This is a genomic window from Aminobacter aganoensis (genome assembly GCF_014206975.1).
In the GTDB taxonomy this organism is placed as follows: Bacteria; Pseudomonadota; Alphaproteobacteria; order Rhizobiales; family Rhizobiaceae; genus Aminobacter; species Aminobacter aganoensis.
The window spans coordinates 75,112-100,107 of sequence record NZ_JACHOU010000002.1 but is presented as its reverse complement, the minus strand read 5'-3'; the positions used below and the strand labels follow the sequence as shown (position 1 = coordinate 100,107).

The 24,996-nt window shown below is 64.2% G+C and carries 15 protein-coding genes; 10 read left to right on the top strand and 5 right to left on the bottom strand.

Translation table 11 applies throughout. The features are described 5' to 3' along the window. Positions 1 to 3 precede the first annotated feature (3 nt). The 10 genes from hutI (at position 4) to GGR00_RS04330 (ending at position 19,497) form a co-directional block, all read left to right on the top strand. Positions 4 to 1,233 (top strand): imidazolonepropionase, encoded by a 1,230-nt coding sequence (hutI, locus tag GGR00_RS04375; protein WP_184698213.1) that lies wholly within the window; start codon positions 4 to 6, stop codon positions 1,231 to 1,233. Continuing rightward, entirely contained in the window at positions 1,230 to 2,774 is a 1,545-nt protein-coding gene (gene hutH, locus GGR00_RS04370) for a histidine ammonia-lyase (protein WP_055979007.1), read from the top strand. Before hutI ends, hutH begins: the two co-directional genes overlap by 4 nt. Next, entirely contained in the window at positions 2,771 to 3,598 is an 828-nt protein-coding gene (gene hutG, locus GGR00_RS04365; protein ID WP_184698209.1) for an N-formylglutamate deformylase, read from the top strand. The genes hutH and hutG overlap by 4 nt, the downstream gene beginning before the upstream one ends. Before the next feature lie 11 nt (positions 3,599 to 3,609). Next, on the top strand, positions 3,610 to 5,286 hold the full coding sequence (gene hutU, locus GGR00_RS04360; RefSeq protein WP_184698205.1) for a urocanate hydratase: 1,677 nt from the start codon (positions 3,610 to 3,612) through the stop codon (positions 5,284 to 5,286). Positions 5,287 to 5,296: 10 nt separating this feature from the next. Then, complete coding sequence (locus GGR00_RS04355) at positions 5,297 to 5,866, top strand: HutD/Ves family protein (RefSeq protein WP_244487883.1); 570 nt, start codon at positions 5,297 to 5,299, stop codon at positions 5,864 to 5,866. Between the two features lie 111 nt (positions 5,867 to 5,977). After that, on the top strand, positions 5,978 to 6,550 hold the full coding sequence (locus GGR00_RS04350; RefSeq protein ID WP_055979017.1) for an NADPH-dependent FMN reductase: 573 nt from the start codon (positions 5,978 to 5,980) through the stop codon (positions 6,548 to 6,550). 375 nt (positions 6,551 to 6,925) lie between these two features. Then, on the top strand, positions 6,926 to 15,481 hold the full coding sequence (locus GGR00_RS04345) for a glycoside hydrolase family 94 protein (protein ID WP_184698201.1): 8,556 nt from the start codon (positions 6,926 to 6,928) through the stop codon (positions 15,479 to 15,481). 243 nt (positions 15,482 to 15,724) lie between these two features. Then, entirely contained in the window at positions 15,725 to 17,491 is a 1,767-nt protein-coding gene (locus tag GGR00_RS04340) for a glucan ABC transporter ATP-binding protein/ permease (protein ID WP_055979025.1), read from the top strand. Between the two features lie 137 nt (positions 17,492 to 17,628). Further along, complete coding sequence (locus tag GGR00_RS04335) at positions 17,629 to 18,393, top strand: heme ABC transporter permease (protein ID WP_055979029.1); 765 nt, start codon at positions 17,629 to 17,631, stop codon at positions 18,391 to 18,393. Between the two features lie 27 nt (positions 18,394 to 18,420). After that, positions 18,421 to 19,497, top strand: coding sequence for an NAD(P)H-dependent flavin oxidoreductase (locus GGR00_RS04330; RefSeq protein WP_055979031.1), 1,077 nt, complete (start codon positions 18,421 to 18,423; stop codon positions 19,495 to 19,497). A gap of 18 nt (positions 19,498 to 19,515) precedes the next feature. Here GGR00_RS04330 and glpK read toward each other — a convergent pair whose 3' ends face one another. From glpK to GGR00_RS04305, 5 genes are all read right to left on the bottom strand, one after another. Then, positions 19,516 to 21,009 (bottom strand): glycerol kinase GlpK, encoded by a 1,494-nt coding sequence (gene glpK, locus GGR00_RS04325; protein ID WP_055979034.1) that lies wholly within the window; start codon positions 21,007 to 21,009, stop codon positions 19,516 to 19,518. Between the two features lie 89 nt (positions 21,010 to 21,098). Then, entirely contained in the window at positions 21,099 to 22,823 is a 1,725-nt protein-coding gene (locus GGR00_RS04320) for an ABC transporter substrate-binding protein (RefSeq protein ID WP_055979037.1), read from the bottom strand. Between the two features lie 74 nt (positions 22,824 to 22,897). After that, on the bottom strand, positions 22,898 to 23,179 hold the full coding sequence (locus tag GGR00_RS04315; RefSeq protein WP_055979040.1) for a DUF2160 domain-containing protein: 282 nt from the start codon (positions 23,177 to 23,179) through the stop codon (positions 22,898 to 22,900). A gap of 13 nt (positions 23,180 to 23,192) precedes the next feature. Next, a complete protein-coding gene (locus GGR00_RS04310; RefSeq protein ID WP_055979290.1) occupies positions 23,193 to 24,011 on the bottom strand; it encodes a carbohydrate ABC transporter permease in 819 nt (272 codons plus the stop codon). Positions 24,012 to 24,129: 118 nt separating this feature from the next. After that, positions 24,130 to 24,996: a carbohydrate ABC transporter permease gene (locus GGR00_RS04305; protein ID WP_055979043.1), complete on the bottom strand. Its 867-nt coding sequence runs from the start codon at positions 24,994 to 24,996 to the stop codon at positions 24,130 to 24,132.

Below are 24,996 nucleotides of genomic sequence, written 5' to 3'. Positions count from 1 at the left end.
ATCATGGTTGGCGCTCAATCGACAGGATCGGCAAGGGTTTGGCGCAATGCGCGACTGGCGACGCTGGCCGAGGGCACGTCAGGTCTTGGCGTTGTCGAGGCCGGCGCGGTCGCGGCGCGCGACGGCCGCATCGTCTATGCCGGTCCTGAAGCCGACATGCCTGCCGGCCTGCTGTCCGGTGCCGAAGTTGTCGATTGCCAGGGGCGCTGGATCACGCCGGGCCTGATCGACTGCCACACCCATCTGGTTCACGCGGGAAATCGCGCCAACGAGTTCGAGATGCGCCTCGCCGGCGCCACCTATGAAGAGGTGGCGCGGGCAGGGGGCGGCATTGTCTCGTCAGTCAAGTCGCTGCGCGCGGCGAGCGAAGCCGAGCTGGTGGCACAGACCTTGCCGCGTCTTGATGTGCTGATCGCCGAAGGTGTGACGACGGTCGAGGTCAAGTCGGGCTACGGCCTCGACCTCGACAACGAAGCCAAGTCGCTGCGCGCCGCGAGGCAGCTGGCCGGGGTGCGGCCAGTGACGGTGCGCACGACATTCCTCGGGGCCCATGCCCTGCCGCCGGAAGCCAATGGCGACAAGGATGCCTATACTGACCTCGTTGCCGGTCCGATGCTGGCCAGGGTCGCCGATGAAGGCCTGGCCGACGCCGTCGATGGCTTCTGCGAGGGCATCGCCTTCTCACCTAGTCAAATGGCGCGTGTCTTCGATGCGGCCACGGCACGCGGTCTGCCGGTCAAGCTTCATGCCGACCAGCTCTCCAATCTCGGTGGTGCAGCCCTTGCCGCAAGCTATGGTGCGCTGTCGGCCGACCATCTCGAATACACGAACGAGGCCGGCGCGATTGCCATGGCAAAGGCCGGAACGGTCGCCGTCATCCTGCCCGGCGCCTTCTATTTCATCCGCGAAACCAAAAAGCCGCCGCTCGACCTGTTCCGCCAGCACGGCGTGAAGATGGCGGTTGCCACCGACAACAATCCCGGCACCTCGCCGCTGACCTCGCTGCTTCTGACCATGAACATGGCGGCGACGCTGTTTGCCATGACGGTCGAGGAGTGCATTTCCGGCACCACCCGCGAAGCTGCTCGGGCGCTCGGCCTGCTTGCCGAGACCGGCACGCTCGAAGCCGGCAAATGGGCCGACCTTGCCATCTGGGACATCGAAAGCCCGGCCGAACTTGTCTATCGCATGGGGTTCAACCCGCTCCATGCCCGTATCTGGAGAGGTAAATGACTACGCTCGTTCTGAAGCCCGGCAACGCAACGCTGGCCGATTGGCGCGCCATCTATCGTGGCGCAGTGCCCGAACTCGACCCGACCTGCCGCCCCAGGATCAGGGCCAGCGCCGAAACGGTGGCCAGGATCGTCGCCAAGGGCGAGCCGGTCTACGGCATCAACACCGGCTTCGGTAAGTTGGCCAGCGTTCGCATCCCGGCGGATGACCTTGAAACCCTGCAGCGCAACATCGTGCTCTCCCATGCCGCGGGCGTCGGCGAGGCCATGCCGGTGGCGGTGACGCGCCTCATGATGGCGCTCAAGCTGGCAAGCCTGGCGCAGGGTGCCTCCGGCGTACGCGAGCAGACCATCGACCTGCTGCAGGCGATGCTGGCCAAGGGTGTCATCCCGGTCGTGCCGGCGCAGGGCTCGGTCGGCGCCTCGGGCGATCTGGCGCCGCTGTCGCACATGACCGCGACGATGATCGGCGTCGGCGATTGCCACACCCCGCATGGCATCGTGCCCTCCAAGGTTGCCTTCGTCACCCACGAACTCGAGCCGATCACCCTTGGCGCCAAGGAAGGCCTTGCGCTGCTCAACGGCACCCAGTTCTCGACAGCCTATGCCCTTGCGGCGCTGTTCGACGCCGAAGTCCTGTACAAGTCGGCACTGGTCACCGGCGCGCTGTCGACCGACGCCGCCAAGGGCTCCGACGCCCCGTTCGACCCGCGTATCCATCTGCTGCGCAAGCACCGCGGCCAGATCGAGACGGCAGAGGCGCTGCGTAACCTGATGGCCGGCAGCGCCATCCGCGAAAGCCACCGCGTCGGCGACGAACGTGTCCAGGACCCGTATTGCCTGCGCTGCCAGCCTCAGGTGATGGGCGCGGCCCTCGACGTGCTGCGCAAGGCCGCCGACACACTTGGCACCGAAGCCAATGGCGTCACCGACAATCCGCTGATCTTCACCGAAGACGACACGGCGCTTTCCGGCGGCAATTTCCACGCCGAACCGGTGGCCTTTGCCGCCGACATGATCGCGCTGGCCGTTTGCGAGATCGGCTCTCTGTCCGAGCGCCGCATCGCCATGCTGGTCGACCCGGCGCTCTCCGGCATGCCGGCATTCCTGACGCCCAAGCCGGGCCTGAACTCGGGCTTCATGATCCCGCAGGTCACTGCTGCAGCACTGGTTTCCGAGAACAAGCAGAAAGCCTACCCGGCATCCGTCGATTCCATCCCGACCTCAGCCAACCAGGAAGATCATGTCTCGATGGCTGCCCACGGCGCCCGCCGGCTGCTGTCGATGATCGAAAACGCCAATGGCGTGCTCGGCATCGAACTGCTGGCCGCTGCCCAGGGCTGCGACTTCCATGCCCCGCTGGCATCGAGCGAGGCGCTTGAAGCGGTGCGCAAGCTGGTCAGGGCGCAGGTGCCGCATCTCGACGATGACCGTCATTTCCATCCCGACATGGAAAAGGCCATCGCCATGATCCGCACCGGGGCGATCGTCGAAGCGCTTGGCAGCGTGGCCTTGCCGCAGATTTCAGGGGCTCAAGCATGAGCGATAGCTCCTGGCTGACGGTCAATCGGGGCGATGCTCCGCTGCTCGTCAGTATCCCCCACACCGGTACCGGTCTTGCTGGGCTCGACGGCAGCTTCGTCTCGCCCTGGCTTGCCCGGCGTGACACCGACTGGTGGATCGAGCAGCTTTACGACTTCGCCGGCGAGCTGGGCGCGACGGTCGTTCGCACCACGGTTTCGCGCTCGATCATCGACGTCAACCGCGATCCCTCTGGGGTCTCGCTCTATCCCGGCCAGGCGACGACCGAGCTTTGCCCGACCACGACCTTCGACGGCGAGGCGTTGTATAAAGAAGGGCAGGCGCCCGACGACAACGAGGTTGCACGTCGCCGCGCAACCTATTTCGAGCCGTATCATGCCGCCCTCGAGAAGGAGGTCGCCCGCCTGCGGGCGCTGCATCCGCAGATCGTGCTCTATGACTGCCATTCGATCCGCTCGGTCATCCCGAGGCTATTTGAAGGCAAGCTGCCGCTGTTCAATCTTGGCACCAACTCCGGCACCAGCGCCGACCCTGCCTTGCAGGACCAGGTTGCCGCGCTGATGGCGGCGACGGGCCGACCCTCTGTCGTCAATGGCCGTTTCAAGGGTGGCTGGATCACCCGCCACCACGGTCGCCCGGAACATGGCGTCCACGCCCTGCAGATGGAGCTGTCCTGCCGCGGCTACATGCTGGAGCCGGAAGGCAAGGTCGCGCCTTCCAACTGGCCGAGCCGCTACGATCCCGCATTCGCCGCGCCGATGCGCGCGACGCTCACCAAGATTCTCGAAACCGCGCTCGCTTGGGCGGGCAGCCGACACTCCTAGGAGGCTTACGCATGACCCAACATTCCCGCATCGACAATGACCGCGTCATCCGCGCCGCCACCGGTACGGAGCTCACTGCCAAGAGCTGGCTCACCGAAGCGCCGCTGCGCATGCTGATGAACAATCTCGACCCGATGGTCGCCGAAAAGCCGAGCGAACTGGTCGTCTATGGCGGCATCGGCCGAGCCGCCCGCGACTGGCAGAGCTTCGACCGCATCGTCGCCGCCCTTCGCAAGCTCGAGGCCGACGAGACGCTGCTGATCCAGTCGGGCAAGCCGGTCGGCGTGTTCCGCACGCACAAGGATGCGCCGCGTGTCCTGCTCGCAAACTCCAACCTCGTGCCGCACTGGGCCAATTGGGATCATTTCAACGCCCTCGATAAGAAGGGCCTGATGATGTACGGCCAGATGACCGCCGGCTCGTGGATCTATATCGGCAGCCAGGGCATCGTTCAGGGCACTTACGAAACCTTCGTCGAGATGGGCCGTCAGCATTTCGGCGGCGATCTCGCCGGCCGCTGGATACTGACGGCAGGTCTCGGCGGCATGGGTGGCGCACAGCCGCTGGCCGCGACCATGGCCGGGGCTTCATGCCTTGCCGTCGAATGCCAGCCGAGCCGCATCGAGATGCGCCTGAAGACCGGCTATGTCGACGTCCAGGCCAAGGATCTCGACGACGCGCTCGCCATCATCGACAAGGCCTGCAAGGAAAAGAAGGCGATTTCGGTCGCTCTCCTGGGCAACGCCGCCGACGTCTTCCCGGAACTCGTCAAGCGTGGCATCAAGCCCGATGCCGTGACCGACCAGACCTCGGCGCATGATCCCGTCAACGGCTACCTGCCGCAGGGCTGGACTGTGGCCGAGTGGGAAGACAAGCGTCAGCGCGATCCCAATGCGGTGGCGAAGGCTGCCCGCGCGTCGATGGCGGTCCACGTCAAGGCGATGCTCGATTTCCACAAGATGGGCATTCCGACCGTCGACTACGGCAACAACATCCGCCAGATGGCGCTGGAAGAGGGCGTGGAGAATGCGTTCGACTTCCCCGGCTTCGTGCCGGCCTACATCCGCCCGCTGTTCTGCCGCGGCATCGGTCCGTTCCGCTGGGCAGCGCTCTCGGGCGATCCGGAAGACATCTACAAGACCGACGCCAAGGTGAAGGAACTGACGCCTGGCAACACGCACCTGCACAACTGGCTCGACATGGCGGCCAAGCGCATTCACTTCCAGGGCCTGCCGGCGCGCATCTGCTGGGTCGGCCTCGGCGACCGCCACCGGCTTGGCCTCGCCTTCAACGAGATGGTCGCCAAGGGCGAGCTCAAGGCGCCCGTCGTCATCGGCCGTGACCATCTCGACTCGGGCTCCGTTGCCTCGCCGAACCGCGAGACCGAGGCGATGAAGGACGGATCGGACGCCGTGTCCGACTGGCCGCTGCTCAATGCGCTGCTCAACACCGCTTCCGGCGCCACCTGGGTGTCGCTGCACCATGGCGGCGGCGTCGGCATGGGCTTTTCGCAGCATTCGGGCGTTGTCATCTGTGCCGACGGTACCGAAGATGCGGCGCGCCGGCTGGAGCGCGTTTTGTGGAACGACCCGGCGACCGGCGTCATGCGCCATGCCGACGCCGGCTACGACATTGCAGTCGACTGCGCCAAGGACAAGGGCCTCAACCTGCCTGGAATCTTGGGCTAACGATCCTGGGATGACCATGCGCATCATTCGTCACGCCGACTGCCGCCCCATGCCGTGGAAGAACGGCGGCGGCGTGACGACCGAAATCATGGCTTGGCCGCCTGCGACCGGTCTCGACGGCTTCGATTGGCGCATCTCGATGGCGCAGGTCGCGAGCGGCGGGCCGTTTTCCGTCTTTGCCGGCATCGACCGGACGCTGACGGTCCTGGCCGGGAGCATGCGGCTTGCGGCGGGCGCAGCGCCGCCGGTCACGCTTTCTCCAACATCGGCGCCTTACGTTTTCCCGGGCGATGTCAGCACCGAGGCGACACTGATCGACGGGCCGGTGCTCGATTTCAACGTCATGACCCGGCGTGGCCGCATCAGCCATTCAGTCCAGCGGCTGGAATTTGCAGAGCCGACCAGGGTCGCTGTGGGGGAGGGCGCCAGCCTCGCCTTCTTTGCGTCCGGCTCGGTGCGTGTCGGTGGCGAGGACATTGCCGCATTGGACACGCTGTATTCCGGCGATGGTCCCGATGTGCTGGAAATCGAGCCCAACGAGCCGGTGTCGCTCCTGCTCGTCTCCATTCGGCGCCAATAGTCCCGCAATCTCCAAAATCGTCGTGACATCTGGCCGGAACTGGCGAACTATCCCTTCGGGGTGGGTAGTCAGGCCGGCGACCGATGTCGCAGGCAATATGGAGATTGTGCCATGGACACCTACAAGGTCGGTTATTTCATCGGCAGCCTTGCCGCAGGCTCGATCAACCGCAAGCTCGCCAAGGCATTGGTCAGGCTGGCGCCGAAACATCTCGAGATGGAGGAGATCTCGTTTCGGGACCTGCCGCTCTATAGTTATGACTACGATGCCGATTTTCCGCCCCCTGCTCGGGCCTTCAAGCAGGCGTTGGCGAGCGTAGACGCCATCCTCTTCGTCACGCCCGAATACAACCGCTCCATTCCCGGTGGTCTGAAGAACGCCATCGATTGGGCGAGCCGGCCCTATGGCACGAATTCGTTCACCCGCAAGCCGTCGGCCGTCATCGGCACGTCGCCCGGCGCCATCGGCACGGCGGTGGCGCAGCAGAGCCTGCGCAGTGTGCTGAGTTTCTGCAATTCGCCGCAGATGAACGCCCCGGAAGCCTACATCCAGTTCAAGCCCGGCCTGATCACCGATGAGGGCGAGGTGACGAATGACGACACCGCCGAATTCCTGAGGAATTACATGGCCGAGTTCCATGCTTTTGTCGTCAGGGTCTACACCGTATTGCCGCGCGGCGGATAACCTTGGCAAAGCGGCTTGGCCGGGCGAAATCCTGGCCTGCACGAGAGGCATCCGGGGCTCGCAGCAGAGAAGATTCGTGCCTCGCAAATGCCAAAGCGATTTCCCGTGACGGGCACTGCCTGAAATATGGCCAAATTCGAGCATCGAACACGAAAAAGCCTGAATCCTTCCGTTCCGGTCTCCATCCGGCACTGCTATGAGGCGACCGGCGACGTGGGTGAGGGCGGCGCCATATTTTCACTCAATCGCGGTGCAAGAGCGATCAGTCGACCTGTTGTGTTGCGATGCAACCAATTCTTGTTTGAAACGGTTTATGCGACAGGTCCGCGGCGCCGGCAGGCGTGGCGGACTTTCTGTCAAACGGAAATGTTGTAGATGAATATTCAGACCGACCCGCGCCGGATCAAAGATGTAGTGCCTAGTTTCCCGGCTGTGGCAGAGCAGCCGATCAGGGCGACCGTGCTGCATGAAGATCGGCTCAGGGCGACGGGTGAAAGCCTCGCCCGCAAGGAGTTGCGCTCCTATGTCGGTCTCGAGGCGTTCGACTTCCACGCCCGCGTTCGCGAGAGCGCCAAGAAAATCCTTCAGGTCTATCGCGACACCAATTCCGCGCAGGGCAGGGGCGAGCCGATAACGCCCGCCGCGCAATGGCTGCTCGACAACAATTATCTGGTCGAGGAGACCATCTATCAGGTCAAGCGCGACTTGCCGCGCCGCTTCTACCGTGAACTGCCGACCATCGAACTCGGCGAAGGACAGCGGGTGCCGCGCGCGCTCGCCATTGCCTGGATCTACGTCGCCCACTCCGACAGCACCGTGTCGGCCCAGATGTTCAAGTCGATCGTCGAGGGCTACCAGTCCGTCGAGCCGCTGCAGATCGGCGAACTCTGGGCGCTTCCGTCGCTGCTGCGCTTCGTGCTGGTCGAGAACCTGCGCCGCATTGCCGTGCGGGTCAATCGCGCCCGCGAGATGCGGGCGATCGCCAATGACGTTGCCGACCGCCTGCAGGGCGTGCAGGAACAGGATGACGGGCTGGCCCTGCTCAGGGCCTACGCGGCGCATGCCCGTGACACGACCTTTGCGACGCAATTGCTCTACCGCTTGCGCGATGGCTCGCAAAATGCAGGCAAGGCATTGATCTGGCTCGAAAACGAGCTTGAGAAGTCCGGCAGCGACGCCGAAGAGATCATCATCGGCGAGCATCACACGCTCTCCAGTGGCAACGTCACCACCGGCAACATCATCCGTGGCCTTCGCCTCATCAACGACCAGGATTGGACGGTATGGTTCGAGGATGTCAGCCGCGTCGACACGCTGCTGCGCGAGCGCACAAATTTTGCCGCGCTCGATTTTGCCTCGCGTGACCAGTATCGCACCGCCATCGAGGATCTCGCTCGCCATTCCAAGCTGTCCGAATTCCAGGTTGCCGAGCGCGCCACCGATTTCGCCCAGACGGAAAAGCCCGCGCCGCTCGACGAGCAGGGCGATCTGCAAAAGGAATGCTCCGACGTCGGCTTCTTCCTCGTCGGCCCGCGCCGGCAGGAACTGGAGCAGGCGATCGGCTATCGCCCCACGATCGGCCGCGTCATCAATCGTGCCTTCCGCAAGACCAACTGGATCGGCATAGCGCTGCCGGTTTTTGCGCTGACCGTGCTTCTGCTGTTGCTTGCCGGCAATGCGCTCGCCGCCCTTGGCCTGCCTTCGGCAGCGATTGCGTTGATGCTGACGCTGTTTGCGGTGCCGGCAAGCGAAGGCGCGCTCGCCTTCTTCAACACCATCGTGCTCAAGTTCCTCGAGCCGACCCGCCTCATCGGCTACGAATTCAAGGACGGCGTGCCGGCAGAGGCCCGCACGCTGGTTGTCGTGCCGTCGCTGATTGGCTCGCGTGACGATGTCGAGGAAAACATCCGCAACATCGAGGTCCATCACCTCGCCAACATGTCGGGTGAAATCCATTTTGCTGTGCTGTCGGACTGGCCCGACAGCCAGGCCGAGATTTCGACTGGTGACCGCGAAATCTATGATTACGCCCGCCGCGAGATTGCCAAGCTCAACCAGCGCTATCCGAGCGAGGGTGCGCCGCGGTTCTACCTGCTGCACCGCCGCCGGCTCTACAATCCGGCGCAAGGCTGCTGGATGGGGTGGGAGCGCAAGCGCGGCAAGCTGCACGAGCTGAACCTTCTGCTGCGCGGAGACGGCGACACCACCTTCATGCCGACCGACGTGCCGCTGCCTGACAACATCATCCATGTCATGACGCTCGACGCCGACACGCGCATGACGCGCGGCGTGGTCACCAAGCTGGTCGGCAAGATGTGCCACCCGCTCAACCGGCCGGAGTTCGACGTCGAAAAGCGCCTGGTGACGGCTGGCTATGCAATCTTGCAGCCGCGCGTCACGCCGTCCCTGACGACGGGCGACGAGGCCTCGTTCTTCCAGCGTGTCTTCTCGGCCCACCGCGGCCTCGACCCCTACGTCTTTGCCGTTTCCGACCTGTATCAGGACGTCTTCGGTGAAGGCACTTTCACCGGCAAGGGGCTGTACCATGTCGATGCGATAGAGGCAGCGCTCAAGGGCCGCATCGCCGAAAACACCGTGCTCAGCCACGATCTGCTCGAAGGCGCGCTGGCGCGTTCAGCGCTCGTCACCGATGTCGAGGTCGTCGAGGATTACCCGACCCGCTATTCGGTCGACGCCTCGCGCCAGCATCGCTGGGCCCGTGGCGACTGGCAACTGCTCGGCTTCATCTTCGATCCGAAGTCCGGCGTTCCGGCGCTGTCGCGCTGGAAGATGGTCGACAACCTCAGGCGCTCGCTGACGCCGATCTTTTGGGTCATGGCGGCGATTGCCGGCTGGACGCTGCTGCCCTTCACCCAGGCGGCGCAGTGGCAGGCGCTCTTGATCCTCAGCCTGTTCATGGCGCCGACTTTCGACATCATCGACGCCATCCTGCCCAAGAACCGCGACGCCACGCCGCGTGGCCATTTCAGCGCGCTTGGCCGCGACCTGGCATTCGGCACGGCAATGGTGGCGCTGAAGATCGTGCTCATGGCGCATCTCGCCTGGATGATGGGCGACGCCATTGTCCGCACGCTCTATCGCCTGTTCGTCAGCCGCAAGGATCTGCTGGAATGGCGCACCGCCTCGCAGGCCCACAAGTCGGGCGGCAACGACCTCGCCGCCTACTACCGGATGATGTATGGCGCGGTGATCATCGCCGTGATCGGCCTGGCGGTGCCGGTTTTCGCCGATTCCACCGGTGCGTTCGTTGCTTTCGCCTTCGCCGTCTTCTGGGCCGGCTCGCCGGCCTTCGCCTGGTTGATCAGCCGCTCGGCCGAGACCGAGGACCGGCTGCACGTCATGCCCTGGGACGTCCACACGCTGCGCACCGTGGCGCGCCGCACCTGGCACTACTTCGAAACCTTCGTGACGCCCGAGCAGAACCACCTGCCGCCCGACAATTTCCAGGAAAACCCGACCGGCGTCATTGCCACCCGCACCTCGCCGACCAATATCGGCGTCTACCTGCTGTCGGTCGTCTCCGCCCGCGACTTCGGCTGGATCAGCCTGGCCGACGCGGTTGCCCGCATCGACGCCACGGTTTCGACCATCGAGAAGATGGAGCGCTTCAGGGGACATCTGTACAACTGGTACGACACGACCAATCTGCGCCCGCTCTATCCGCTTTATGTCTCGAGCGTCGACAGCGGCAATCTCGCCGGCCACCTCGTGGCGGTCGCCGCGGCCTGCTCGGAATGGGCGGAAGCACCGTCCGTCCATCTGCAGGGCGATTTCGAAGGGATTCTCGACATCGTCTCGATCATCGAGGAAAGCGTTGCCGACCTGCCGGACGACCGTCGGCAATTGAGGCCGCTGCGCCAGCGGCTCATCGACCGCATCGACGGCATGCGCCGCGCCGTGGAAACCATCAAGTCCCAGCCCGAAATGGCGTCGATCCGCACCATCAACCTGGCGGTCCTGTCGGGCGAGATCCGCAAGCTGGCCGGTGCCATCCACACCGAGGCCGCATCGACCAGGAGCGAAGTCCTGTCCGATTGGGCGAGGACGCTCGAGGTGACGTGCGAGGCGCACGTGCATGACGCGCACAGCGACGACCTGGCCGTCGCCGGCCTGCGGGCCAAGCTGATGGAACTGCGTGAACGCACCCGCAAGTTCGCGTTCGAGATGAACTTCTCGTTCCTGATGCGCAACGAGCGCAAGCTGCTGTCCATCGGCTACCGGGTCGAGGAACATCAGCTCGACGAAAGCTGCTACGACCTGCTGGCTTCCGAGGCACGTCTGACCAGCCTGTTCGGCATCGCCAAGGGCGATATCCCGACCGAGCACTGGTTCCGGCTTGGCCGGCCTATCGTCGAGATCGGTTTCCAGGGCGCGCTGATGTCGTGGTCGGGTTCGATGTTCGAGTACCTGATGCCGCCGCTGGTCATGAAGGAGCCGCAGGGCGGCATTCTCAACCAGACCAACAAGCTCATCATCCGCCGCCAGATCCAGTATGGCCGTTCGAAGGGCATTCCGTGGGGCATTTCGGAAGCCGCCTACAATGGCCGCGACCGCGAACTGACCTATCAGTACACCAACTTCGGCGTGCCGGGCCTCGGCCTCAAGCGAGGTCTTGGCCAGAACACCGTCATCGCGCCTTACGCGACCGTGCTGGCAGCCCAGTTCATGCCGAGCGAAGCGACGGCCAACCTCCGGCGCTTGCGCAAGCTCGGCGCGCTCGGCCGCTACGGCTATTACGACGCGGTCGACTACACGCCGCAGCGCGTGCCGGAGGGCACCGATCATGCCGTCGTCTACAATTACATGGCCCACCACCAGGGCATGTCGATCGTATCGATTGCCAACGCCATCTTCGAAGGCAGGATGCGCGACCGGTTCCACAGCGACCAGGTGATCGAGGCTGCCGAGCTCCTGTTGCAGGAGAAGGCGCCGCGCGACATCCCGGTGGCAACCGTTCGCACCGAGGTCGCCGAGCACACCAAGGACGAAACCGCCGACCACAGCGCCGACACGCGCCTGGTGCTCAATCCCATGCGGGCCCTGCGTTCGACCAACCTGATGTCGAACGGCCGCTATTCGGTGATGGTGACCGCCACCGGTTCCGGCTACAGCCGCTGGAACGACATGGCGATCACGCGCTGGCAGCCCGACCCGACCGAGGATCGCCTCGGTACCTATCTGTTCTTGCGCGACATCGATACGGGCGATTGGTGGTCGGCTACCGCCGAACCCAAGCGCGCCACCGGCGAGCAGACCCAGACGCTGTTCTGCGACGACAAGGCGAGCTTCATCAAGACTGTCGGCACGCTGCGCAGCGAGGTCGAGTGCATCGTCGTCTCCGAAGGCAATGGCGAAGCGCGCCGCGTCGTCATCTGGAACGATGCCGCCGTCGATCGTCACATCGAGGTGACGTCCTTCGCCGAACTGGTGCTTGCACCCGAAGCAAACGACAACGCCCATCCGGCGTTCTCGAAGATGTTCGTCGAGACCGAGATCACCCACAACGGCAGCGCTATCCTGGCAACCCGGCAGAAGCGGGCGGCCAATGAGCCGTCGATCGTTGCCGCGCATTTCGTCACCGATCAGTCGGGGTTTGCACGCGACACCGAAGCCGAGACCGACCGCCGCGCCTTCATCGGCCGTGGCCGCACCATCGCCGACCCGGCCGCCTTCGATGCCGGCGCCAAGCTTTCGGGCAGCGCCGGCTTCACGCTCGATCCGGTCGCCGCCCTTCGACGCCGGGTCCGCGTGCCCGCCAACAAGAAGGTCTCGCTGACCTTCTGGACCGTCGTCGGCTCGACCCGCGAGGAAGTCGAAGAGACGGTGGCCCGGCTCGACCATCCCGAGGGTTTCCCGCGCCAGGCAATGCTGTCCTGGACCCGTTCGCAGGTTCAGACGCGCCATCTCGGCCTCAATCTCGCCGACGCCGCCAACGTCCAGAAGCTGGCGCGCTATCTGATCTATCCCGATCCGTTCCTGCGCCTTTCAGCGGACGCGATCGCCTCCGGCCTCGGCCGGCAGTCGGCGCTGTGGCCGATGGCGATTTCCGGCGATTTCCCGATCCTGGCGATCCGCATCGGCGACGTCGCCGACATCGAGATCGTCGCCCAGGCGCTGCGGTTCCAGGAGTACATGCGGGCCCGCGGCCTGGTTGCCGATCTCGTCATCGTCAACGAGCAGGCCTCGTCCTATGTTCAGGACCTGCAGCAGGCGATCGAACATCTGTGCGAGAACAGCCGCCTGCGCGGCAAGGAACTCGGACCGCGCCAGCACATCTTTGCCGTGCGCCGCGACCTGATGGACGAAGCGTCCTATCGCACGCTGCTCGCTGTCGCACGGGTCTGCTTGCACACCCGCAACGGCACCATATTCGACCAGATCGAGCGTGCCGAGGCCGCAGCCCTGCAGGCGCGCGATGCGCTGGCGACGGCTCAGGCAACGGATCGCCCGGAATCCACGGCAACGGCAACGCTGCCGTCGCGAAACGCTCGCAAGGCGGTCGGCGACGGACTTTCCCACTGGAACGGGTTCGGCGGTTTCGATGCCGGCGGCCGCGACTATGTGGTGCGCCTCAATGGCATGCGCGCCACGCCGCAGCCCTGGATCAACGTCGTCTCCAATCCCGGATTCGGCTTCCATAGCTCGGCCGAGGGCGCGTCCTTCACCTGGAGCCGCAACAGCCGCGACTACCAGCTGACGCCATGGTCCAACGACCCGGTCACCAACCGTCCGGGCGAGGCGGTCTATGTCTTCGATCGCACCAGTGGCCGGACCTACTCGCCGATTGCCGCTGTCGCAAGGGACGCGAGCGCTTCCTATGAGGCGCGCCATGGTCAGGGCTTCTCGACCTTCCGCTCCAAGCGCGGCACGCTGACGACCGAGCTGACACATCTCGTCGACCCGTCGGATCCGGTTCGTGTCTCGCGGCTGCGCATCGAGAATTCCGGCGCCGTGGCAGCCAAGCTCAGGGTCTATGCCTATGCCGAATGGGTGCTCGGCACCGGGCGGGCGAAGACCGCGCCAAACATCGTATCCTCGCTCGACCCTGCCACTGGCGCACTTCTGGCGCGCAACACTTATGGTCTCGATTTCGGCGAGCGCGTCGCCTTCATGGCGATGGATGGCAAGGCCGGCACGGTCACAGCCGATCGCCAGGAATTCATCGGCACCGGAGGCACGGTCGAAGCGCCGCGGGCGGTGACGCTCGGCGTGGAATTGACCGGCCGCGTGGAAGCCGGTGTTGATCCTTGCGCGGCGATTGCGCGGGACGTGGAGGTACCGGCCGGCGGCTCGGTGTCGTTGCTTTGGCTGCTCGGCGATGCCGGCTCCGACGAGGAGGCGAGCGCGCTTGTCGCCCGTCATCTCAAGGTCGACTTCGACAAGCGGCTCGGCGACAACGCGCAAGAGTGGCGCTCGTTCCTCGGCACGATCGAAGTCGAGACGCCGGACAAGGCGCTCGACGCGATGGTCAACAACTGGCTGCCCTATCAAAGCCTTGCCTGCCGCATCCGCGCGCGCTCGGCCTTCTACCAGGCGAGCGGTGCGTTCGGCTTCCGCGACCAGTTGCAGGACACGCTAGCGCTGCTGATGCATGATGCAAGCTTGGCCCGTGCCCAGATCCTGAATGCGGCAGGCCGGCAATTTGCCGAAGGCGATGTGCAGCATTGGTGGCTGCCGCGCACCGGTGCCGGCGTGCGCACGATGATCTCCGACGACGTCGTCTGGCTGGCGAGCGCCACGGCACGCTATGTCTCGGTTACGGGCGATGCGGCGATCCTGGCCGAGCAACTGCCGTTCATCGAAGGGCAGCAGCTGAATCCGGGCGAGCATGATGCCTTCTTTACGCCCGAGGCGTCGAAGAAGAAGGCGTCACTCTACGAGCATTGTGCCCGCGCGCTCGACCTCGCCATCAAGCGGACGGCCAAGAATGGCCTGCCGCTGATCCTTGGAGGCGATTGGAACGACGGCATGAACCGCGTCGGCGAGGAAGGCAAGGGCGACAGCGTCTGGCTTGGCTGGTTCCTGCTGAAGACGCTGGGCGAGTTCGCGCCCCTGGCCAAGGCCGAGGGCGACTCCAAGCGCGCTAATGCCTGGGACAAGCATGCCAATGCCCTGAAGCGGGCGCTGGAGCATGCCGCCTGGGATGGCGAGTGGTACCGCCGCGGCAGCTTCGACGATGGCACGCCGCTCGGCTCGCGCAATTCCGACGAATGCAAGATCGATTCGATCGCCCAGTCGTGGAGCGTGATCTCGGGCGAGGGCGATCCGGCCCGCTCGCGCACCGCCATGGCCCAGGCGACCAAGATGTTGGTCGACGATGAGATGAAGCTCATCCGGCTGTTTACGCCGCCATTCTCCGAGACGGAGAAGGAGCCGGGCTACATCAAGTCCTATCCGCCGGGCGTTCGCGAGAACGGCGGCCAGTACACCCATGCGGCGACGTGGTTTGTCATCGCGCTGGCGGAAATGGGGCAGGTTGACGAGGCCTACCGCTGCTTCTCGATGCTCAACCCGGTCAATCACGCGCTCGACGAGCAGGGGGCCGAGACCTACAGGGTCGAACCTTATGTCGTGGCGGCGGATGTCTATGCCGACGCCTCCAAGGCCGGGCGTGGCGGCTGGACCTGGTACACAGGTTCGGCCGGCTGGCTCTATCGTGCAGCGGTCGAAAGCATCCTCGGCATCAGCCGGCGCGGTGACCGCCTTGTGGTGTCTCCGGCCATCCCGAAGCATTGGGAGGGTTACTCTGCAACCCTGCGCCTGGGTGGGGCTGTCTATAGGTTGCGGGTGGTGCGAGACAAAACCACTAAGGCTGCGAAGGCTGACGTCGATGGTGTGAAGGGCAAGGATGCATCTTTTGCCATGCGCGACAGCGGCGAGATCGAGGTGGTGGTGCGCATTCCGGCCTGACCGGGATGCCCCTGCGTTAACTTGTCCGGCATCTTCGTCATCATTTCGCCGCAACGATGCCTTTTTTCGTTAGTTCTCAATTCCTTATCGGATCACACGAGATTACCGAGCGTAGCCATGTGTTGTTCGATTTTTTTGAACTCAGACGTTATCTGCGCATTGTCTTGCGGACCCGGGGTCGTTATCTGTCGGCCATGGTGCAGTGCACAATAAAGGGACGAACGGGACTCAAGGGGTACCAAAGTGTCGTTGCTTGAGGTTTATTGGAGAGCCCTTCGCTATCTTGCCGCAGACGGCAAGAAGGTTGGGCTGATTTGCGCCGCCAACGTCGTGTTGGCGATTGTCACTATTGCAGAGCCGATCCTGTTCGGGCGCATCATTGATGCGATTGCCGGCAAGACGGAAGTCGTTCCGACGATGGCGCTGTGGGCCAGTTTCGGCGCGTTCAACATTGTCGCATTCGTTCTGGTGGCGCGTGGCGCCGACCGGCTCGCCCACGCGCGGCGCGGCGAAGTTCTCTGCCAGTCTTTCGAACGCGTCATCACCATGCCGCTGGCCTGGCATCAGCAGCGCGGCACGTCGCATTCGCTGCACACGCTGCTGCGCGCGGTAGAGGCGCTGTTCAGCCTGTGGCTCGAATTCATGCGCACCCATCTGTCGACCGCTGTGGCGCTGACGCTGCTCATTCCGACGGCTTTCTCGATGGACGTCCGCATGTCGCTGGTGCTCATCGGGCTCGGCGCGCTCTATCTGATGATCGGTCGGCTGGTGATGCGCAAGACCAAGGAAGGCCAGGCCTCGGTCGAGCGCCACTATCACAAGGTCTTCTCCCATGTGTCTGACTCGGTCAGCAACGTGGCGGTGCTGCAGAGCTACAACCGTATCGGCCAGGAGACGGAATCGCTGCGCGATTACGTCAAGGCCCTGATCACCACGCAGAACCCGGTTCTCGATTGGTGGGCCCTGGCTTCCGCCATGCATCGCCTCGCCTCGACGATCTCGATGATGGTCGTCCTGCTCATCGGTGCCTATCTCGTCACCCAGGGTCAGCTGCGGATCGGCGACATCGTTGCCTTCACCGGCTTCGCCGCCCTGCTGATCAGCCGCCTCGATCAGGTCTCGAACTTTGCGAACCAGATATTCGATGCACGTTCGAAGCTGGAGGAGTTTTATCGCCTCGAGGATTGCGCCGCCGACCATCGCGAGCCCGAGGGGCTGCGTGAGCTGGAAAACGTCACCGGCCATGTCCGCTTCGAGAATGTCAGCTTCGAGTTCCCGAATTCGGGGCAGGGCGTCAGCGACGTCTCCTTCGAGGTCAGCGCCGGCCAGACGGTTGCCATCGTGGGCCCGACCGGTGCGGGCAAGACCACGCTGATCAACCTTCTTCAGCGCGTTCATGCGCCGGAGCATGGCCGAATCCTCATTGACGGCATCGATACGCGCACAGTGACCAAGAAGTCGTTGCGCCATTCGATCGCCACCGTCTTCCAGGACGCCGGTCTGCTCAACCGCTCGATCGAGGACAACATCCGCGTCGGCCGCGCCAGCGCCAGCTATGAGGAAGTGCATGCAGCGGCCAGCGCCGCGGCAGCGCAGGACTTCATTCTGTCGAAGAGCGAAGGCTACGACACCAATGTCGGCGAACGCGGCGGCCAGCTGTCGGGCGGCGAGCGCCAGCGCATCGCGATCGCACGCGCCATCCTCAAGAGCGCGCCGATCCTGGTGCTCGACGAAGCGACCAGTGCGCTCGACGTCGAGACCGAAAACCGCGTCAAGGACGCGATCGACATGCTGCGCGATGGCCGCACGACCTTCATCATCGCCCACCGCCTGAGCACCGTGCGCGATGCCGATCTCGTCGTGTTCATGGATCACGGCCGTGTTGTCGAGATGGGCGGCTTTGGCGAGCTCTCGGCCCGCAACGGCCGCTTTGCCTCGCTGCTGCGCGCCGGCGGGCTGCTCAACGACGAAGAGGTGCGCCGCGTCACCCATGTCGAGGCAGCGGCCTGACGCTGTCCGCCGAGGCAGCGGGTCTGGTCGGTTTTTCTGTCAGCATTGCTGCGGGGCGCTTCGGCGCCCCGTTTGCGTTGCGGGCCGCGACGTTGGAACTGATTGCGAAGAGGGCCGGCCACGGCTATTTAGCGTCCATGACACAGACGAGTTCGCAGGCTTGGCGTTTCAGCGACCTGGCCAACCCGACCCGCTTCATCGCGCTGGTGGACAAGGTTGTCCCTTGGCTCGCCGGCGCCTCGGCCTTGGTGCTGGCAGCAGGGCTGTATCTCGGCTTTGCCGCGCCTGACGATTTCCAGCAGGGCATCACCGTCCGCATCATGTACATCCACGTGCCTTTCGCCTGGCTCGCCATGATGTGCTACTCGGTGATGGCGATCGCGGCCCTCGGCACGCTTGTCTGGCGCCATCCTCTCGCCGACGTGGCACTGAAGGCGGCAGCACCGGTTGGTGCCGTGTTCACCGCTCTCGCGCTGCTGACCGGGTCGATATGGGGCAAGCCCATGTGGGGCACCTGGTGGGTATGGGACGCGCGGCTGACCTCGGTCTTCGTGCTTTTCCTGATGTATCTCGGCATCATCGCGCTGACCCGCGCGCTCGACGATCCCGCGCGTTCGGCGCGTGCCGCGGCGGTCATCACGCTGGTCGGTTTCGTCAACATCCCGATCATCAAGTTTTCGGTTGAATGGTGGAACACGCTGCACCAGCCGGCTTCGGTGTTCCGCCTCGACGGCCCGACGATCCATCCGAGCCTGCTCTGGCCCCTGCTTGTGATGGCGCTTGGCTTTACCCTTCTGTTCTTCACTCTGCATCTAATGGCGATGCGCACCGAGATATTGCGGCGTCGCGTGATGGCCATGCGCCAGATCGCTGCCCGCAGGGCCGAGCGCCAGCGGCCCTGAGCAGCCAAACCCAGGAAGGAAGTCAACATGTGGCCCGATCGTCGAATTCTTGATCTCCTGGGCCTCGACCTTCCGATCTTGCAGGCGCCGATGGCCGGGCCGGTCGATTCCGAGATGGTGATTGCCGTTTCCGAAGCTGGCGGGCTGGGCGGCTTGCCCTGTGCGCTGATGACGCCGGAAAAGACGCGGACCGAACTCGGCATCTTCCGGCAGCGTACGTCCAGGCCGATCAACGTCAATTTCTTCTGCCACAAGCAGCCTGAGGAAGACCTCGCTCGTGAGACAGCCTGGAAAAAGCGCCTCGAACCCTTCTACCTCGAACTGGGGCTCGATCCCGCGGCGCCTGCGCCGCGATCGGCGCGCGCGCCTTTCGACGAACAGTTCTGTGGCATCGTCGAGGAATTCCGTCCCGAGGTGGTGAGCTTCCATTTCGGCCTGCCCGATTCAGCCCTGCTCGACCGGGTCAAGGCGACTGGCGCCAAGGTGCTGTCGTCGGCGACCACTGCCGATGAGGCAGTTTGGCTGGAGCAGCATGGCTGCGACGCCATCATCGCCCAGGGTGCCGAGGCTGGTGGCCATCGCGGCATCTTTCTCACCGACGACCTCGCCAACCAGCCCGGCACCTTCGCGCTGGTGCCGCAGGTGGTCGATGCGGTCAAGGTGCCGGTCATCGCGGCCGGCGGCATCGCCGATGCACGCGGCATCGTGGCGGCTTTCGTGCTTGGGGCCTCGGCGGTGCAGATCGGCACCGCCTATCTGTTCTGCCCGGAAGCCAAGGTGGCCGCCCCTCACAAGGCAGTGCTGCGGAGCGCCAAGGACGATCACACCGCCCTGACGAATGTCTTCACCGGCCGGCCGGCGCGAGGCATCGTCAACCGCATCATGCGCGAAGTTGGTCCGCTGTCCGATTTGGCGCCGGCTTTTCCGCTTGCCGGCGGCGCGCTGGCGCCGCTTCGGGCGAAGTCAGAGCCGCAGGGCTCGGGCGACTTCATGTCGTTGTGGGCGGGCCAGGCTGCACGTTTCGGCCGTGAAATGCCGGCGGCCGAGCTGACGCGAACCCTCGCCGAGGAAGCGCAGGCTCTGTTGTCGAGCTTCGCCAGATAGGCCGGCTGCCTGGAGCCGCTACTTTGGCGTCAGGGTCCGGCGCACGGCGTCGTGCCAGCCCTTCAGCTTGGCCGTGCGCACGGCCGGCTGCATCTCGGGCTTGAACTGTCGGTCGAGCGCCCAGGCCTTGGCGAAGTCCTTGGCCTTCGGCCACACCCCCGCCCGGGAACCGGCAAGCCAGGCAGCGCCGAGGGCCGTGGTTTCGAGCACCGTCGGCCGGTCGACCGGTGCGTCGAGGATGTCGGCGAGGCGCTGCATCGTCCAGTCGGAGGCGACCATGCCGCCGTCGACGCGCAGCACCGTCTTGCCGTTCCGGGTCTTCCAGTCCTTCTTCATCGCGTCGAGCAGGTCGCGGGTCTGGTAGGCGACGGACTCCAGTGCTGCCCGGGCAAATTCTTCGGGTCCGGTGTTGCGGGTCAGGCCATAGATGGCGCCGCGTGCCTCGGCATCCCAGTGCGGTGCGCCGAGGCCCACGAAGGCAGGCACGAGATAGACGCTCTGGGTGTCGTCGGCCTGTACCGCCAGTTCGCCGCTGTGCTCGGCCTTGCCGATCACCTTGATGCCGTCGCGCAGCCACTGCACCGCAGCGCCGGCGATGAAGATGGAGCCTTCCAGCGCATAGGTGGTCTTGCCGTCGAGCCTGTAGGCGATGGTGGTGAGCAGCCGGTTCTTCGAGCGCACGATGTCGCCGCCGGTGTTGAGGATGGCAAAGCACCCGGTGCCGTAGGTCGACTTCATCATGCCGGGCTCGAAACAGGCCTGGCCGATGGTCGCCGCCTGCTGGTCGCCGGCGACGCCGAGGATCGGGATTTCCGCGCCGAAAAGCGCCTTCGCGGTCACGCCGAAGTCTGCGGCGCAGTCCTTGACCTCGGGCAAGAGGGAAGCCGGAATGCGCAGGATGTCGAGTAGTTCGGCATCCCAGACGTTCTTCTCGATGTTGTAGACCAGCGTGCGCGAGGCGTTGGTGGCGTCCGTCGCATGCACCTTGCCGCCGGTCAGCCGCCAGATCAGGAACGAGTCGATGGTGCCCGCCAGCAGCTCGCCGCGCTCGGCCCGCTTGCGCGCGCCTTTGACCTTGTCGAGCAGCCAGGCGATCTTGGTGCCGGAGAAATAGGGGTCGAGCAGCAGGCCGGTCTTCCGGGTGAAGCGCGGCTCCAGCCCTTGCTTCTTGAGCTTGGCGCACAGCGGGGCGGTACGCCGATCCTGCCACACGATCGCGTTGTGGATCGGCTTGCCTGTCGCCTTGTCCCAGATGACCACGGTTTCGCGCTGGTTGGTGATGCCGATCGCCGCGATGTCGGCGGCGTCCCTGCCGGCCTTCTTCAGGGCAGTCTTGCAAGTCGAAACCACGCTGTCCCAGATTTCTTCCGGATCATGTTCGACCCAGCCCGACGCCGGGAAATGCTGGGCAAATTCCTTCTGGCCGACGCCTGCAACCCTCATTGCCTGATCGAACACGATTGCCCGGCTGGACGTGGTGCCCTGGTCGATCGCCAGAATGAATCCGCTCATCTTCCCCTCCGCAGTCACTTGCAAAAAGAGGGGAGACGGCACTGCGCCGTCTCCCCAGGTCCTGCCAGGCGGAATGTCCGCCTGAGCCCTTACTTGCTCCAGCTCTTCACCAACTCATCGTAGTTGATGGTGATCGGCTTTTCCTTTTCGTTTTCGATCTTCAGCTGAGGTGCAAGATTGCCTGCCTTGACCGCTTCCGCGTTCCAGTAGGCGAGATCATGCTCCTCCGCCAGCTTCGGACCGATTTCGCCCTGGATGCCGGCGCGCTCAAGGCGTTCCAGCACCTTTTCCTGCTCGGCGCAAAGCGAGTCCATGGCTTCCTGGGCCGTCTTCGCACCCGATGAAGCGTCGCCGATCGCCTGCCACCACAACTGGGCCAGCTTGGGATAGTCAGGCACGTTGGTGCCGGTCGGCGACCACTGCACGCGGGCCGGTGAACGGTAGAACTCGACCAGGCCGCCGAGCTGCGGCGCACGATCGCTGAAGCTCTTGTGATCGAGGGTCGACTGGCGGATGAAGGTCAGGCCGACATGGCTCTTCTTCACGTCCACGGTCTTCGACGTCACGAACTGCGCGTAGAGCCAGGCGGCCTTGGCACGGTCGTCAGGCGTGGATTTCAGGATCGTCCACGAACCGACGTCCTGGTAGCCAAGCTTCATTCCGTCCTTCCAGTAGACGCCGTGCGGCGAGGGCGCCATGCGCCATTTCGGCGTGCCGTCCTCGTTCATCACAGGCAGGCCGGGCTTGACCATGTCGGCAGTGAACGCGGTGTACCAGAAGATCTGCTGGGCAACCGCGCCCTGGGCCGGGACCGGTCCGGATTCGGAGAAGGTCATGCCCTGGGCTTCCGGCGGAGCATAGGCCTTGAGCCAGTCGAGATACTTGACGATCGAATAGACCGAGGCCGGGCCGTTGGTGTCGCCGCCGCGGGCGACGCAGGAGCCTACCGGCTGCGACTTCTCGTTGACCTTGATGCCCCATTCGTCGACCGGCAGGCCGTTCGGCAGGCCCTTGTCGCCGTTGCCGGCCATCGACAGCCAGGCGTCGGTGAACCGCCAGCCGAGCGAGGGGTCCTTCTTGCCGTAGTCCATGTGGCCATAGACCTTCTGGCCATTGATGTCGCGGCCGGTGAAGAACTCGGCGATGTCCTCGTAGGCCGACCAGTTGACCGGGACGCCGAGGTCGTAGCCGTACTTCGCCTTGAAGTCCGCCTTGTTCTTCTCGTCGTTGAACCAGTCGTAGCGGAACCAGTAGAGGTTGGCGAACTGCTGGTCGGGGAGCTGGTAGAGCTTGCCGTCCGGGGCTGTCGTGAACTTCGTGCCGATGAAGTCGGCGATGTCGAGGTTGGGGTTGGTGACGTCCTTGCCTTCGTTGGCCATCCAGTCGGTCAGGCTGCGCGCCTGCAGATAGCGCCAGTGGGTGCCGATCAGGTCGGAATCGTTGACATAGGCGTCATAGATGTTTTCGCCCGACTGCATCTGCGTCTGCAGCTTTTCGATGACGTCGCCCTCGCCGATGAGGTCGTGCGTGATCTTGATGCCGGTGATGTCGGAGAACGCCTTGGCGAGCGTCTTCGATTCATACTCGTGCGTGGTGATGGTTTCCGAAACGACCTTGATCTCCATGCCGGCAAAAGGTTTCGCCGCATCGATGAACCACTGCATTTCGGCTTCCTGGCCGGCGCGGTCGAGCGCCGACATGTCCTTGATCTCGGTATCGAGGAAGGTTTTCGCTTCCTCCATGCCGGCAAAGGCATTGCCCGCGCCCAAAAGCAGGGCGATCACGCTCGTTGATGCTAGAATATGGCGTCGCATTAATTTCCTCCCAAACAAGGTTGCATTGCCATTTGGCGCCGCCGCGGGCTTGCGGCGGCCCAACATTTCCCCCTCTAGACGAAGCGGAATACGCCGATGGCGTAGACCACTGCGAGAGCGAGAGCCCACCACAGGTTGGGCCCGATCAGGCCCAGCCATGCGAGATGAATGAAGGCGCTGCCAAGCAGCGAAACGAAAAGCCTGTCGCCCCGGGTCGTCTCGAACCGGAGGATGCCGACGCGCGGGTTGCCGCCGGGCGAAAAATACTCCCACACACCCATGCCGACGAGCATCAGGAAGATGGTGATGAAGAAGGCTGCCGTTGGCAGCGTCCAGGCCATCCAGGAAAAATCCATCGCAAGCGCTCCCTCAGACGCGGCCCAGGGCAAAGCCCTTGGCGATGTAGTTGCGGACGAACCAGATGACGAGCGCACCCGGAATGATGGTCAGCACGCCCGCTGCGGCAAGCACGCCCCAGTCCATGCCCGAGGCCGAGACCGTGCGCGTCATGATAGCGGCGATCGGCTTGGCGTCGGTGGTGGTCAGCGTGCGGGCGATCAGCAGTTCGACCCACGAGAACATGAAGCAGAAGAAGGCCGCGACCCCGATGCCGCTGGCGATCAGGGGCACGAAGATCTTCACGAAGAAGCGTGGGAACGAATAGCCGTCGATATAGGCGGTCTCGTCGATCTCCTTCGGCACGCCCGACATGAAGCCTTCGAGGATCCACACAGCCAGCGGCACGTTGAACAGGCAATGGGCCAATGCAACTGCGATGTGCGTGTCGATCAGGCCGAAGGCGGAATAGAGCTGGAAGAAGGGCAGGGCGAACACCGCAGGTGGCGCCATGCGATTGGTCAAAAGCCAGAAGAACAGGTGCTTGTCGCCCAGGAAGCGGTAGCGCGAGAAGGCATAGGCCGCAGGCAGGGCGACGGAGATCGAAATCGCCGTGTTCATGACCACATAGATGATCGAGTTGATGTAGCCCTTGTACCAGGACGGATCGGTGAAGATCACGCCGTAGTTGCGAAGCGTCGGGTTTTGCGGCCATAGCGAGAAGGCGCCCAGGATCTCCTGGTTCGACTTGAAGCTCATGTTGATCAGCCAGTAGATCGGCAGCATCAGGAAGATGATGTAGATCGTCGGCACCACCCACCAGAAGCGCGATTCCTCACCGCGTCGCCGCATCCGCCTGGCCAGCGCCGCATCGGCGGAACTGCCATGGGCCACGCCTTCGGTGGCCGGCGCATTGCGCATCATCTTGTCCTTGTCGGTGCTCACGACGGCTTCGCTCGTGTCCGTCATCTCACTTCTCCACGTCGTAGTTTGTCATGACGGTGTAGAAGACCCATGACAGCAGCAGCACGATCAGGAAGTAGATGATCGACATCGCCGCCGCCGGGCCGAGGTCGAACTGTCCGACGGCCATCTTGACGAGGTCGATCGACAGGAAGGTGGTGGAATTGCCGGGCCCGCCGCCGGTGACGACAAACGGCTCGGTGTAAATCATGAAGCTGTCCATGAAGCGCAGCAGCACGGCGATCAGCAGCACGCGCTGCATCTTCGGCAACTGGATGTAGCGGAACACCGCCCAGCGCGAGGCGCCATCGATCTTGGCCGCCTGGTAGAAGGCATCCGGGATCGACACCAGCCCGGCATAGCAGAGCAGCACGACCAGGCTCGTCCAGTGCCAGACATCCATGATGATGACCGTCACCCAGGCATCGAACGGGTCGTTCACGTAGTTGTAGTCAAAGCCGAGCGCATGCAGCGTATAGCCGAGCAGGCCGATGTCGATGCGCCCGAAGACCTGCCAGATGGTTCCGACGACATTCCACGGGATGAGCAGCGGCAGCGCCATCAGCACCAGGCAGACCGGCACGCCCCAGCCTTTCCTGGGCATGTTGAGCGCGATGAAGATGCCGAGCGGGATCTGGATCGCCAGGATGATCGCCGAGAAGATCAGGTTGCGGCCCATCGCCGCCCAGAAGCGATCGGAGTGCAGCATCTCCTGGAACCATTCCGCGCCGGCCCAGAAGAACTGGTTGCCGCCGAATGTGTCCTGCACCGAATAATTGACCACCGTCATCAGCGGGATGACCGCGGAGAACGCCACCAGCACGAGCACCGGCAGCACCATCAACCAGGCTTTGTTGTTCCAGGTCTTTTCCAT